Raw genomic sequence first — 12,736 nt, 5'->3', positions numbered from 1 at the left:
TCCTTTATATAAAACACTCCAACTTTTATTTAAACCGCTTTTCAATCTCATCACGGCAATATTCATCAACCCATCCTGCATATTTCTCATATAATGGGCGTATCGTCTCAATATCATTTGCAACCACCTCACAGCCTCTATCATCATAAATGTAAAAAATTACATTTTGATTAACATTAATAATAAATAAATCTGGATCGTATAAACGAAAAGGATTATGTAACCTCGGTTTTAATGATGGGAAGTCTTGATTACAAATGGCTTTTATTAGCAAAGGGTAGTGAATATCTTGTTTACTGCAATATAATGAAAACTGGGATGTACTATTCTCCTCCGCTTCTTCTTCATCATCAAACATATAGGGAAGAGTTTCTTGCTTTAAATGAAATCTTATATTTTTACTTTTTAAGTAATGACTATAAACCTTCATTTTCTTTTTACTTCTTCTTACATAACTTTTATGCTGATACATATTCGTTACCAAAATAATTTTATCTTCCTCAGAAATAATATCATTAAAAAGAGATAGCGCTTGATCATATACTAGATTGAAATACTCATCATTAAGTTCATCTGAACCACACTTAAATGGATAAAGTCCATTAGCTAGTTCGAAATGAATACCAATATTCCATTGATGATAAAGATTTGGCTTCAAAACAAGGCCAGGGAAAGTAGCATTGATATATTCTCTTAATTTCATTATTTATTGTCTCCAATCCATTGCGATCCCTTTAGTTAAATTAGTATTAGTCATCTGGCTTTTCGTTTAATACCCAAGAGATTCTGACCTCAAATTCTAATTGCGAAACTGGATGTGGGATCCAAACCTGATGCATGAAAAAATCTAGTTACACTGTTTCAATTATGAAACCAGAAGCGGCCTAAACTGAACCCAGTCAACTTCAATAGTTCTTAGAATCTGGCGCCTTTCGCTTAATAAAAACGAATGAGCTGTGTCGATATTTTGGATGTGAATTTTTATGATAGAAGAAGAGATTTCTACTTTCTTGAAATAGCCTTTTTAGCTATGTCTTTATCGTCAAATGGAATTGTTTTATCTTTAAGTATTTGATATGTTTCATGTCCTTTACCAGCTATAATAACAACATCATTTTTAGAAGCCACTTTAATAGCTTTATAAATAGCTTCTTCTCGATTAACTAATAATTCATATTGGAAAGAAGTAGACTTCCTTATTCCCTTTTCGATGTCATTCATAATCTTAATTGGATCTTCAGAACGTGGATTATCAGAAGTAACAAAAACAATATCACTATACCTGCTTGCAATATCACCCATTATTGGCCGTTTGGCTGTATCTCTATCTCCACCACAACCAAATATAGTAATTATCTTACCATTTGAAAAATCTTTAATTGACTTTAGTACATTTTCTAAAGCATCTGGTGTATGAGCATAATCTACTAAAACAAGAAAATCTTGACCTTCATCAACTATTTCCATCCTACCAGCGATACTTATTAGTTGAGATAAACTATTTTTAATACTTTCAAGTGGTATTCCTTCAATTAAAGATGATGTTATACCTGCTAATGCATTATAAATATTAAATTGTCCAACCAATTGAAGGTCTATTTCTATTTCACCTTTAAATGAAGTAAGCAAAAAACTTATTCCTTTTGATGTCATGCTGATGTTTTTTGCAGAAACATCAGATTCATTGTTTATCCCATATGTAATTATCTCTGCTGAAGTTACTTTGCGAAAAAAATCAAAAGCTGGGTCATCTGCATTTAGGACAGCATATTTCCTTTCATTAGGGTAGAATGTATTACCAAGCCTCGAGAACAAAAGACTTTTTGTATTTCTATATTCATCGAAACTACCATGATAATCTAAATGGTCTTGAGTAAGGTTTGTAAATACAGCAGTTCTAAAGTTACAGCCTAATACTCGTTTCATGTCTAATCCTTGAGATGTAACTTCCATAACACAATAATCTGTGTTGCAATCCCTCATTTTTCGGAGATTTCTTTGCAATATTGGAGACTCCTGAGTATTAATATCGGTGGGGTATATTCTACTGTTAATTTTTATCCCGTTATTTCCCATCAATCCTGTTTTAAATCCATAGTCTGAAAAAATTTTATCAATTATGTAAGAAGTCGTGGTTTTACCGTTCGTTCCTGTAATCCCTATAAGTTTCATCCCATGTGATGGATAATTAAAAAAGTGTGATGAGATAACTGACATTGCATGTCTTGCATCTTTAACAAATATCTTTGGAACATCAATATTTACATCTCGTTCGACAATAAGCGCTGCTGCACCATTTTTAACCGCATCATCTGCGAAAAGATGTCTGTCCTTAAGAAATCCTTTAATTCCAGGTACACAAATGAATAAATTTCCCTTTTCTATTTTTCTTGAATCCATTTGTAAACCTGTAATTTCGACGTCAAAATTACCTACCGTACTCTTAACCGTAAAAAGTTCTGCAATCTCTTTTAGCTTCAAAATAGTTCACCTCTGCATAGTTTATTTGCATTCTTTATCTATATTAACGTTTTAATCCATATTCTTGTTCACCCAACCAGTCCGTATTACCTAGTTAAATAGTATGGCTACTCTTCTAACTTACAATCTCATAGTTACTTTAACAAAATATCCAATAAAATACGAAAACGCAAATAACTCAAAAGTTAGCTGATTATTCAGCTTGTCTTTTCACTTGGCTACCTCTAAAATCCATTATTCAATAGTACTCCGTTCTCTTTTCCATTTTCGATGCACAAAACAGCAAATCGCAATTAAATCAGCTTGGGAAACGTAAAAAAGAGTTTCAAGCCCTTCTATATTATATATCGGCTCCAAAGGGTCAGTTAGCTAAACATGAAACTTTCTCCTTTTAGGTATTTGATACAAAACTTTTCAACTATGAATGGAATCGCATTTGCTAGCTCCTTGTGTTCATCATTATTAATAGATAGAAATGCAAAATTGCGTATTATAGCCCATAAGAAAAATGCCTCTAATACTTCAGGATAATTTTTTTGTAGATTTCTTTCTTTTTGATAGAAAGTTATAAGTTTCTTTCGATTCTCTGGAATAAGGTGTAAACAAGTCTCAGCAATATCAAATAAATAAAACCCGAAACCACAGGAGGAAAAGTCAATAGCGAATGCTTGTCCTTGGCAAAAGATATAGTTACTCTCATGAAGGTCAGAATGAATGACGCCCCAAGTATCACAGCCTAAATGCTGTGATTTTATTATTGTTAATATTTTATCAGTAGTTTTCTTCATAATTTCATAATCATCTGTAGACATAACATTTATATACAATAATTGTTTTAATTGATTCAAGGAATATAGTAAATTTTCATCGTTGTAGTAAGGTCTTTCAAATGTTCCTGGCACATTCCAACGAACTGTATGTTCATGCAGAGTAACCATTAAATGAGCCAACTTTTCTAACTCCATGTCAGTTGGTTGTCTTTTTAATGTTTCTCCTTCTAGCCAATCTTGTAATGTCCAGTAAGAACTATTACCTGTATTTTCATTAATAATATTAGTCGTTAATTCATTGTTTTTATTTCTTATCGGTCTTTGAACCTTTAGGATTGTGTTTGTTTCTAATGATTCAAGCCATAGAAGCTCAGATACAATCATGTTTTTTGAATTACTTCCCATGTGAAGTTTAAGTAAAAACTTATTTTCATCCTTCGTATGGATACAATATGTAACATTATCACTTTTTCCTAAGTATGCTACTTTTTGTATATTTAAGCAGTAATATTTATTCAGTTCATCTTTAACTTTTTGAACACTTGGTATTTCACTATTCACTTGCTCTCCCCCTTAAAAACATTCCCAATTCCTATATCTTTTCGCCACTTTATTAGTGAATACCTTTTTTGTTCATTGCTAGCAATGAAGACAGGCATTAGGAAAATCACATTTATTTGTAACCAAACGCTAGAAGGAAGAGAACTGGAATACTTTAGTACCTGTTTATACAAATATTTAAATTACTAATAACAAAGAAAAATGAATTTCATCAAGAAAAAAACTAAGAAATCAAATAAATATAACAGGAAAAAGCACACCTTAAATCAAGGTGTGCTTCCTCCCCATAAGTGTCCATTAAGTATGGAAATTACGTTATTCCTTTGATCGCCATGACAAACTCATATAAGAAGTATCCGGCGAAACCGATTAAAATAACACCAGCGATTATAGATGTCCATTTGATCATTGTTTGACTCATTACTTTCCTTGTCACCGCAACAATTGTAAGTAGACCTAGATCATGGACGAGAATTCCGGCTAAAATACCAGCCCCGACGATTAAAAATTTTGTTGGTTGTGTCATATCATACGAATCAGAAAGGACAGCGCCAAAAACAGAAATCCAAAACACGAGATTTCCTGGCGAAATAGCTACCAGTAAACCATTACGATAGGAGCTTAAAAATGATTTGTTTGGCTTTTCACCGTCTAGAGTAATATCTTGATCCGAATTTTTTATAGAATCATAACCTAGAAATATTAAGAAACCCGCACCAATGAGCCACATTGGTATTTGAATATAAGGTAGTGCAAGTACAGAAGCCAGTCCCATATATAATGCAATAATTAATAGGAAATCAACCGTCATCCCACCTAATCCTACAGCCCAACCATGCATAAAGCCCTTTTTCAAACCTTGCTTCGTCATTTCAACTGTTACTGCCCCTACAGGTAATGCGATCGCAAGACCTACTAGCAGATAGGCGAAAAATAAACTCAACAAATTCACTTCTTTCAAAATTAATAGTTTCATATGTCTGTATATATATAATTTAGCATAAAAATACATATACTTGATGTAATTATGCAATAATAAACGTTGAAATTCAATACTTTTATGCATTTATACAAAGCCACAGCGGGAACAAGACATATCAAAGTGATAGGGATTGATGCAATAGATAAGTATATTTATCCCATTTCTTTGTGAATAAAGAATTGGATTTTTTCACGTTTAAAAAACGATAATAATTTTCACAAGTGTTTAATGACTTGAATTTAGGTAGAGATCCTAGCAATCTCAATAAAGTAAAATCCTATTGAGGCATAGGGTCCGTTTTAATAATCTTTCTCTTCTGGTATTCACTACCTAAGAAGTTCTTATTGATTCGATAAAATTAAAAAGGGAAACATTTCCCTCAAATTAAAACATTCTATTTTCGTATCAAAACAACGTATAATTTAACTTCGTCTAAAAAGGTTCACAAATATTTCACTTATGCAAAAAATTTCAGGCATATATAATTACATTTATTCGCTATACGAAAGGATGTTTTGATTTGCCAAGTAATAAAAAAGAAGGCATTATTTTCGGACTATTCATGTGTTTTGGAATGGTTCTTATTATGACAGTTTATAACACAGCTTTACACGGATTTTCAGCATTTACAGTAGGAAGTGCAGTGATTCAATTTGTCATCACATTTATCGTCGCTTTTATCGTTGAGTCATTCGTTGAGCCGAAAGCGCGGAAACTTGCCTTATCACTGCCCTATGATAAATCAAAAGAAATCAACTTTATTGTGGCGATTGCTTTTTGTATGGTCCCTATGATGGTTCTTATTATGTCAGTATATGGACTTGTTTTAACGGAGTTAATGGTAGGAATTGAAGGCTCTATTTTCACAGCTTACCTTAAAACAGTTGGTCTGAACTTTATCGTGGCGTTTCCATCTCAGTTACTAATTGTTGGACCAATCTCACGGAGGCTATTAACTAGATACGTTAAACCATCAACACAAAAGCCAGGATTGAACGTTTAAAAATAGCAAGCTACTTTTTCGTAGCTTGCTTGTTCTGTTCTAACGCATCAACCTAAAAATTTAGGAAATAAATGAACTTATTTATTATCTACAAGAAATTATTCTAAATTGTTTGCTGGGAAACTCCCGCTCCAACCATGTAAGCGACTTGTAGGGGCTCGTCTAGGCCCTTGTCCTCCAAAAAGATATGAAAGCCCTCCCTCAACCAAATGGAGGGTTTTATCTTCAGAGGGAACTGCCTCAATGAACTGTCTACTTCCATCAAGGTCGGTACCTACGTCCACAGTCCATGTACTGCTAAACTGCGTTTACATACGCAATATTAGCACCACCGCTTGTTGTTATCCATGGAAGATCCCCTTGTTAAATAAGTACATTCAGCAAGGCTTAGAACGCACTGACACAACATCACATAAAAAAACCTAAATATATCATCGACATTTGGTGATCCTGTTTATGCAATCCTCAGTTGCTTGTCTTTTTAATGTTTCTCCTTCTAGCCAAACTTGCAATGTCCTTTTATTCCAATTCTGTTTGTTTCATATAATATTCCATCGCTTGATTAAGCCATTTCTGTTCATCTTCTGTGAAGGGAGAAGGTGCCATATCTTCAAGTTCTTGAATATCCATTTCTTCCACATCAGCATCAGCTAGCTTTTCTACCAAATCCTCACCCAGAAACGCAAAAGACGCTTCTAGATATTTTTTAATCATTTCTTGTATTTTTGGATCCTCTACAGGTTTACCATATAATTGTTTTACTTCTTTAGTCAATTGAACAAAGGTTTGATCTAAAATGCTTTTTTCTTCTTCCGATTTCTTTGATAATCCTTCCACCACATCCATTAGCATGTGCCGTTCCATCCATTCCTTTTGCATATTTTCCGTATGCATATTATGGGTAAGGCTGAACAATATATTGCTATCCACTTCTCCTTCTTCCTCCAGTAACTTAATAATTCTACTAATAGCAGTCATTGATTGTTCGATTCGTTCTTTATCCTTTTCCAATGCTTGCAAATGGAGATTTAAAGTTTCATTCAAATCAACAGTAAAACTCGATTCATGTAATAGGTTAGTGATTTTATCTAGGCTATACCCGAGAAACTTTAGACTTATGATTTTCTGTAAGGTTACGATATCTTGATGATTATAAATGCGGTAACCTGACGTCGGGTGCTTTTCTGGCCGTAAAAGACCGATTTCATCATAGTAATGCAAAGTGCGAATAGATACTCCTGCCTTTTCAGAAAATTCTCCAATGGAATACATGTTATTCCCTTTCATCAACATTCCTCCTCAAAAAAAGTATAAGTTTATTATAAAACCTTACGTAACTAGAGGTGCAAGGCTTATTTTTTTAGCCCCAGTAATTTTCTGATAGATGTTTTCTACTCCAAACTGTGTAAGTGCATAACCAAAAAACAACTTTCATCGCCTGATAAAAGTTGTCTATAGCCCTATATTAGCAACGCCAAATTCCGCACACACATCAAAAAAGAATTATCTAATCTAGATATGTGTTTTTAGTTTGATTTTCCAACACAGAAACTGGTTCTCTCTTTAGAGTCAAAGAAAGTCGATCGTTATCCAGCCAAAGATGATGTGTAGTAGATTCTTAAACGACCACCTATACTAAAGTTAATCAGAGGATTTTATAACCCTTACAGAACGTACGTTTTTATTACGCAAGCTTTCTAGGCTAGAATCCTAACCAAGATTCATCTCCCCCTTACCATTGGGCTCCGACCGTTACATGCTTGAAGAGGGGGACTTCTTTTGGAAAAACGTTAAACCAATCTTTGATTTTTCCATATGTTTCTTCTTTCGTTATCTTTACTTTATCAGGTACTTGGAATTGGTAAAAAATCTCCAACATTTTAAATCCATTTTCATGCAATGCTTCCCCCATGCATTGAAAACATATAGAAATCTTTTTGGTCTGTTAAAATCCAACCATCGAAAAAGGAACTGGCATGAAATACGTCTAAAAACATATTACCAAATTGTACGATAAGTAGTGGACACTGTTCTAATAACTGGACATCTTCAATTGTTTTACCTATCAATAACTCTTTGACTGATTTCCATTCCCTTTGGTTTGATTGGATATCTGTTATACCCAATAATATTTCATCAGCATCTCGAATTCGCCAAGGACATTCAATAATAATAGCCCCTTTTTCAAATTCAATAATAAAGTTAGGCTCTGATTCGATAGTTATAACTTTTTGTCCAATAAATTCCTTAAAGGTAATTTTGCTTATTTTCATATGCCATAGCCTACGTGCATGCGTAACAATCATTTCATTAATCTCGTCCATTGTATAACTATAATGATTATCTCCGTACTGAAAATCATCAACGGCATCACTAACTTCTTGCCAATTCATTTGTTCCTCAAATAAGTCATATGCGATTGTACAATCATAAATCTCTTTCACAATCATCATAGTATTTTCAACCGGAGTTAACAGTTTTGAGTGAAGAAATTTTATATGATAGTTCACGCATTGTTCTTTAGAAGGGGCTTCTCTTTGTGCTGCTCTCATCGCATCAACAAACATCTTTTCAATTTCAAATATATTTAATTTCCCTTTCATACCCATACTGGCTAATTTTTTCATTTCAACTACATCCATATACAAATTATGCTTTGCCCACTCTACATAATCCGAAGCCTGTAAGGTTCCTGTATATCTTTTGTAATACAATTCTAATAGTTCTATAGGAATCACTCTCTCAAACAGTTTTATTACAACAACGATTAAATATTCTAAGATCGTTACACAACTTTTTTCCTTCATCTTGAAGTCAAAGTCTATTTTGTAAATGAGTGGGAAATATAAAAGTTATATCCCACATCCTTAACAGTCCTTTCTTCTTGATTTGTATAACCCGATATTTCTTTTCCAATCATTGCAAAATCAAAGGGGGAAGAAATACGAAAAGTCATTTCGGCCTACTCTTTATACACATTATCGATTGTATATAACCATGGGTCTAATTCCTAAGTTAGGGGATATTTAAAAGGATGTTTCTTATTAAAGTTTGCTAGTGATACTGCAATCTATAAAGCTTAATATGTAAATCTATTCAGAATGCACTCTATTGCCGGCAAAAATAAGGCCCATACCATCCCGTTTCATGCGTTCTTACATAAGTCCAATTAAATTCTTTATCTACAACGTATATATCTTCTTCACTTATTAGGTCGTCAGCTGTAAGTGCTGTAGCATTTTCAAGAATGAACGCTTCATCGGAATGTTGATAAAAAACATAACAGGATTTCTTTGGTTTTCTGTTTAATGCAATATCCGCTTGTTCCTCTTGTAGACAATCTCTTCTTTCATAGCTAAATATATGCCATAAGTAACCACATGCTCCGTCATCGTCATAAAGGTAAATAGATTTCTTTTCTTTATCACTAAGATTGTTGGCGAAATTGTCCTCCCATTTCTTACGCAAATACTTTCCCCATTTGGGTATTTCAATTACCTTTACTTTCTTACTTCTAAGAAATGACACCATGTCCATACTATTTTCCAAAAAAACACCTACTTTTTAAGAAGTTATCTAATTTAAAATTCCATAAATTTTTCTCTTTCTACTATATATGGAACTCTTTAAAACTAAACCCCATTACTTGATTTCTCTTAAGCATTAATTGATATAATCTAATTAGAATCTTTATAGTGAAGTGTTATTGGCTGATTTTTTTCCATCGTAGCCTTATACAAACTAATATTTCCTACAGTTGCCTCAGAAGCAGCAGAATCAACCTCAAAATTTTCGTTTAACGATATTGTCCAAACGGCTTCGTTATTTTTCTTTAAAACAACAGCAAGGGTACCAAACTGATAAATATTGTCCCATTCAAATAACTCGCTTATAGCATTTTCAGTCACAGTAATTCCCTCTTTGTCACTTAACACCTCAATGTTATTACTTTGCCATATTCCGCGAATTTCCGCTCCCACATAATAATAGGAGCCGCCGCTACCACGATCGCCGTAAGTACCGATATATTGCTGAATGGTATTATCTACTGCTTTATATGTAACAGCTGTGACATCATTAGCTAACCATTTTACTTTAAATTCGCCAATTGTTTTATCTGGTAATTTTTCTTTTGGTCGAGCCAGAATACCATAATATGATCTATAGTAAACAGTATCTCCAGTCGCTATATTTTCTTTTATAGATAAGACATGCTTCAAATCAGGCGATATATTTGTTATGTTTTTGATTTCCTGGTTACTGGCAACAAGTATTACAATATGAACAATAATGAATACACCCACAATACCTGCACCAATCAATTTGAAATGTTTAGTCAGTCTAAGCAGAAACAAAACTGCTAGTGATAAACAAATAACACAGAAAATATTTATTATGTAAAATAACCGATTGTCAATGTACTCTACTTGAAATCTTGCATGAACGAATAAATATCCCATTTGTAAACAAAAAGATCCGATTGCTAAAAAGAATAGAATCCAGCCAATTATTTTAGTTAGTTTATCCCTACTCTGTTTCATTTGGCTGTACCTCCTTTAAAAACCCCCATGTTTTACCGCTGTCTTTTGAAATAAATTTACCTTTCACCTTTCCACCTTCATAATCACCGTTAGGGCCTTGATTAACTAAAACTGCCAAATGGTCTTCCTCTTTTTCTGGAGTTTCAGCAGAAACAAAGATTTTATCATATTTTTCTGGAATATTAATAGTTGCTTCACTCCAAGTACTCCCAGCATCTTGGGTAACATATAGATCCGGCTCCTCAGGATTAATGGTTCCAAAGGACAAAAACCCAGTTGATTCATCTAAAAATCCACCATTCGAAAGTAATCTCGTTACCCCTGAATTATTTGTCTCGTTCCAACTCTCTCCACCATCCAGTGTTAAAAAGACATGTGAAGACTCCTGTGACATGGTTCGATCACCAGAAATAATGGCATATCCAAAATGATCATTTAGAAAATCTACTTTTCTAAAACGCATGGATGGAAATGGTTCTGTAACCACTGACTCCTCCCACGTTTTCCCTTGATCAAGTGAATAGGTTAATAAGATCCTTTTTTCATCCGAGTTAAATCCATCCAAATATAAAAATGCAACTCGATCTTCCGTTAAAATATAGCTATTTTCAATCAGTTCTTGTTTATTCCCGTTATATTCCCCCGCAAATAATTGATCCTGTTCAACTGGAACCCTAATCCAATCTTTTCCCTTATTGTACGTTATGTTTAGTTCGTTATTTTGTAAAGTGTAAGTAATCGTATCATTTATATTAATCGGTTGTAACTGCTCGGACTGAGGTTGTTCTGGTTCGTTTTGTGATTCTTGGTTATCCCTCACATTATTTAACTGTCCCAGTTGTGGATGTGTGACTTCATTGGAATTTCGTTCATAAATTACTGTAGCAATAATTAAAGCGATTATTATCACACTAGATACACTTAGTATAAAACTTTTCAACAGGCGCACTCCTTTTTTGGTAATTCTTTTTCAAAATTCTGCTTTAGATGGAAAAGAGTAAGCACTTGGTTAACTATTTATCGTTCATCTTCATTACTTGAAGAGTGCTTCTAACTAAGGGGCATATCAATGATTCTTTCATAATTTTTACCTTCATTATGACGACCATAAAATCTTACTGAATGGGCCTTGAACAAATATTGATCGTTTAATATTTTACTAGATTCTAATGCTATTTGATTAAGTGGAAGATCCTTGTAGCCTTTTTTATGCTTCATAATCGTTAAATGGGGAATATAATGATCTAATTCAAAACCGCTTTTTATTTCTGCATCAGTGGGAGAAACTGCCTCAACTAATCTCTTATGCAAATCCAGGATCCTCTCTGATGAAACCTTATAAAAAAGTACCGAATCTCCGATACGATCAACTCCGTCCACTAAAATATCAAATGCTTTATAACTGATAACCTTTATTATCATTAAGATGTCCAGAAGCCTTTATAGTAATATGTGGTTCAGTAGCTTTGTAGTCCCAATCTCGTCTTAATTGGTTTATCTGTTCAATAATGCTCTCTGGAGGGACAATTCCTATATAATATTGCAACTTATTACTCACCCTTTCTCCTAAAATGGGTACAACTTTTCATTTTATAAGCCACTTAACAGCATCTAATAAATTCTTGGCAATATAATCCGGTTCTACTTCATCCCATGTATAGCGATATTTTTTAAGTGAGTCCTCTCCCCATCCAGTCAATACTAAAATTTTCTTAGCTCCAACTGAATGTGCTGCCAACATATCCGTTCCACCAACATCACCAATAAAGGCAGTTTTCTTTAAATCCAAATGATACTTTTTAGATGCTTCAATTAACATTCCTGGTTTCGGCTTATGACATTTACACTTTTCCTCATGATTATGCGGACAAATGAAGGCGTCATCAAATCCATAGGACATAAACTCACTATAAAAGTCCTCAACCGTGGCTTGGCCTCTACTTATTCTATGTTGATTGGTACAGGCAAACATCCGAATATTATTTTCTTTTAACATCTTAAAGGCCTCTTTACTAAAGGAATATAGGTTAAAGTCTTTGGGATGAATAAAGTGACCTGTACCCCCAATTGTTCCATCACGATCGATAAACACTGCTTGTATTTCTGCCATTTATTCTCCCTCACTCCTAAACTTATTAATCTATCCATAATAACCATAACATTCCGACATTTAATTTCAATCTCTTAATACCTTACTCTAACCAAACTTTTGGTGAAGATGGATTAAATGTACACCAATTCACTACTTCATTGTTTTGTGAATCCCCCTCAAACCCTTGCTTCACGTGCCATCGTACCTCTTCTATCTCGTATGTTTCCTCACATAAAGAAGCAATACTAAAACATCCGAACCATTAGGGACGAAGCATTAAGTGATTCCGAATGGGAATGAGACCGA

Annotated in this window: 14 protein-coding genes; 1 reads left to right on the top strand and 13 read right to left on the bottom strand. The window is 33.6% G+C overall.

Features of this window, described 5'->3' with window-relative positions:
- Positions 1-25 precede the first annotated feature (25 nt).
- From MHB53_RS21330 to MHB53_RS21315, 4 genes are all read right to left on the bottom strand, one after another.
- Positions 26-703, bottom strand: coding sequence for a DUF3885 domain-containing protein (locus MHB53_RS21330; RefSeq protein ID WP_340922197.1), 678 nt, complete (start codon positions 701-703; stop codon positions 26-28).
- Positions 704-1,002: 299 nt separating this feature from the next.
- Positions 1,003-2,481, bottom strand: a complete 1,479-nt coding sequence (locus MHB53_RS21325) for a UDP-N-acetylmuramoyl-L-alanyl-D-glutamate--2,6-diaminopimelate ligase (RefSeq protein ID WP_340922195.1) — start codon at positions 2,479-2,481, stop codon at positions 1,003-1,005.
- A 365-nt stretch (positions 2,482-2,846) separates the two neighbouring features.
- A complete protein-coding gene (locus tag MHB53_RS21320) occupies positions 2,847-3,812 on the bottom strand; it encodes a phosphotransferase (protein WP_340922192.1) in 966 nt (321 codons plus the stop codon).
- A 310-nt stretch (positions 3,813-4,122) separates the two neighbouring features.
- Positions 4,123-4,755, bottom strand: coding sequence for a LysE family translocator (locus tag MHB53_RS21315; protein ID WP_340922190.1), 633 nt, complete (start codon positions 4,753-4,755; stop codon positions 4,123-4,125).
- A gap of 559 nt (positions 4,756-5,314) precedes the next feature.
- On the opposite strand from MHB53_RS21315, the gene MHB53_RS21310 reads away from it, so the two are divergent.
- Positions 5,315-5,797 carry a DUF2798 domain-containing protein gene (locus MHB53_RS21310; RefSeq protein ID WP_340922188.1) on the top strand — a complete coding sequence of 161 codons (483 nt, stop codon included), beginning with the start codon at positions 5,315-5,317 and terminating at the stop codon, positions 5,795-5,797.
- Positions 5,798-6,316: 519 nt separating this feature from the next.
- On the opposite strand, the gene MHB53_RS21305 is transcribed toward MHB53_RS21310, so the two are convergent.
- The 9 genes from MHB53_RS21305 to MHB53_RS21265 form a co-directional block, all read right to left on the bottom strand.
- The gene (locus tag MHB53_RS21305) at positions 6,317-7,084 is read right to left on the bottom strand and encodes a MerR family transcriptional regulator (RefSeq protein ID WP_340922186.1); all 768 of its coding nucleotides are present in this window, start codon (positions 7,082-7,084) and stop codon (positions 6,317-6,319) included.
- A gap of 445 nt (positions 7,085-7,529) precedes the next feature.
- Positions 7,530-7,697 (bottom strand): hypothetical protein, encoded by a 168-nt coding sequence (locus MHB53_RS21300; protein ID WP_340922184.1) that lies wholly within the window; start codon positions 7,695-7,697, stop codon positions 7,530-7,532.
- Complete coding sequence (locus tag MHB53_RS21295; RefSeq protein WP_340922182.1) at positions 7,690-8,604, bottom strand: hypothetical protein; 915 nt, start codon at positions 8,602-8,604, stop codon at positions 7,690-7,692. Before MHB53_RS21295 ends, MHB53_RS21300 begins: the two co-directional genes overlap by 8 nt.
- A gap of 14 nt (positions 8,605-8,618) precedes the next feature.
- The gene (locus tag MHB53_RS21290; RefSeq protein WP_340922180.1) at positions 8,619-8,753 is read right to left on the bottom strand and encodes a hypothetical protein; all 135 of its coding nucleotides are present in this window, start codon (positions 8,751-8,753) and stop codon (positions 8,619-8,621) included.
- A gap of 152 nt (positions 8,754-8,905) precedes the next feature.
- Positions 8,906-9,334 carry a DUF4275 family protein gene (locus tag MHB53_RS21285; RefSeq protein ID WP_340924904.1) on the bottom strand — a complete coding sequence of 143 codons (429 nt, stop codon included), beginning with the start codon at positions 9,332-9,334 and terminating at the stop codon, positions 8,906-8,908.
- Between the two features lie 140 nt (positions 9,335-9,474).
- Positions 9,475-10,338, bottom strand: coding sequence for a hypothetical protein (locus MHB53_RS21280; RefSeq protein ID WP_340922179.1), 864 nt, complete (start codon positions 10,336-10,338; stop codon positions 9,475-9,477).
- Positions 10,325-11,287 (bottom strand): WD40/YVTN/BNR-like repeat-containing protein, encoded by a 963-nt coding sequence (locus tag MHB53_RS21275; RefSeq protein WP_340922177.1) that lies wholly within the window; start codon positions 11,285-11,287, stop codon positions 10,325-10,327. Before MHB53_RS21275 ends, MHB53_RS21280 begins: the two co-directional genes overlap by 14 nt.
- A 101-nt stretch (positions 11,288-11,388) precedes the next feature.
- On the bottom strand, positions 11,389-11,760 hold the full coding sequence (locus MHB53_RS21270; protein ID WP_340922174.1) for a 2'-5' RNA ligase family protein: 372 nt from the start codon (positions 11,758-11,760) through the stop codon (positions 11,389-11,391).
- Positions 11,761-11,923: 163 nt separating this feature from the next.
- Positions 11,924-12,448: an HAD-IIIA family hydrolase gene (locus tag MHB53_RS21265; RefSeq protein WP_340922172.1), complete on the bottom strand. Its 525-nt coding sequence runs from the start codon at positions 12,446-12,448 to the stop codon at positions 11,924-11,926.
- Positions 12,449-12,736: the final 288 nt, after the last annotated feature.

It is taken from the genome of Bacillus sp. FSL K6-3431, from assembly GCF_038002605.1.
Lineage (GTDB): Bacteria > Bacillota > Bacilli > Bacillales > Bacillaceae_C > Lederbergia.
Note: the sequence above shows the minus strand (reverse complement) of the source record. Positions and strands in the feature narration are given on the sequence as shown.

What these genes read in the sequence shown, in the direction of transcription:
- MHB53_RS21290 (WP_340922180.1), bottom strand. Translation starts at nt 8,753, where the DNA reads ATGACTTTTCGTATTTCTTCCCCCTTTGATTTTGCAATGATTGGAAAA.
- MHB53_RS21305 (WP_340922186.1), bottom strand. Translation starts at nt 7,084, where the DNA reads ATGAAAGGGAATAACATGTATTCCATTGGAGAATTTTCTGAAAAGGCA.
- MHB53_RS21265 (WP_340922172.1), bottom strand. Translation starts at nt 12,448, where the DNA reads ATGGCAGAAATACAAGCAGTGTTTATCGATCGTGATGGAACAATTGGG.
- MHB53_RS21330 (WP_340922197.1), bottom strand. Translation starts at nt 703, where the DNA reads ATGAAATTAAGAGAATATATCAATGCTACTTTCCCTGGCCTTGTTTTG.
- MHB53_RS21270 (WP_340922174.1), bottom strand. Translation starts at nt 11,760, where the DNA reads ATGATAATAAAGGTTATCAGTTATAAAGCATTTGATATTTTAGTGGAC.
- MHB53_RS21280 (WP_340922179.1), bottom strand. Translation starts at nt 10,338, where the DNA reads ATGAAACAGAGTAGGGATAAACTAACTAAAATAATTGGCTGGATTCTA.
- MHB53_RS21285 (WP_340924904.1), bottom strand. Translation starts at nt 9,334, where the DNA reads ATGGACATGGTGTCATTTCTTAGAAGTAAGAAAGTAAAGGTAATTGAA.
- MHB53_RS21295 (WP_340922182.1), bottom strand. Translation starts at nt 8,604, where the DNA reads ATGAAGGAAAAAAGTTGTGTAACGATCTTAGAATATTTAATCGTTGTT.